At 51.3% G+C, this 674-nt stretch carries 1 protein-coding gene; it reads left to right on the forward strand.

All coding sequences use genetic code 11. The features are described from left to right. Nucleotides 1-674: phosphoribosylamine--glycine ligase (gene purD, locus R7Z49_RS25360; RefSeq protein ID WP_318112440.1), on the forward strand; the 674-nt coding region annotated here is incomplete at both ends.

A 674-nucleotide genomic window follows, 5' to 3' on the forward strand; every position in this document is an offset into this window, starting at 1 on the left:
GATGACGCTAGAAGAAGCAGAAGACGCAATCAAAGACATGCTAGCGGGCAATGCATTTGGCGACGCAGGCAGCCGCGTAGTTATCGAAGAGTTCTTAGATGGTGAAGAAGCAAGCTTCATCGTAATGGTCGATGGTGAGAACGTTCTGCCAATGGCCACCAGCCAAGACCACAAACGTGTTGGTGATAAAGACACGGGCCCGAACACCGGGGGGATGGGCGCTTACTCTCCAGCTCCTGTGGTCACACCCGAAATTCACAATCGCATCATGGAAGACGTCATTTACCCAACGGTACGTGGCATGGCATCTGAGGGGAACCCATACACAGGTTTCCTATACGCGGGTTTGATGATCGACAAAGATGGCACTCCGAAAGTGATCGAGTACAACTGCCGCTTCGGTGATCCAGAGACACAACCAATCATGATGCGTATGGAATCGGATCTTGTAGATCTATGCTTAGCAGCAATCGACGAGAAGCTTGATCAAGTGGAATCTAAATGGGATCCGCGCGCATCTATTGGTATTGTGCTAGCAGCCGGTGGCTACCCAGCAGCGTACAACAAAGGTGACGTGATCTATGGCCTGCCTCAAGTTGAAATTGAAGGCGAGAAAGTCTTCCACGCGGGTACAGACAATCAAGATGGCGACATCGTGACAAACGGTGGTCGCG

The organism is Vibrio sp. 1562 (genome assembly GCF_033340155.1).
Classification (GTDB): Bacteria; Pseudomonadota; Gammaproteobacteria; order Enterobacterales; family Vibrionaceae; genus Vibrio; species Vibrio alginolyticus.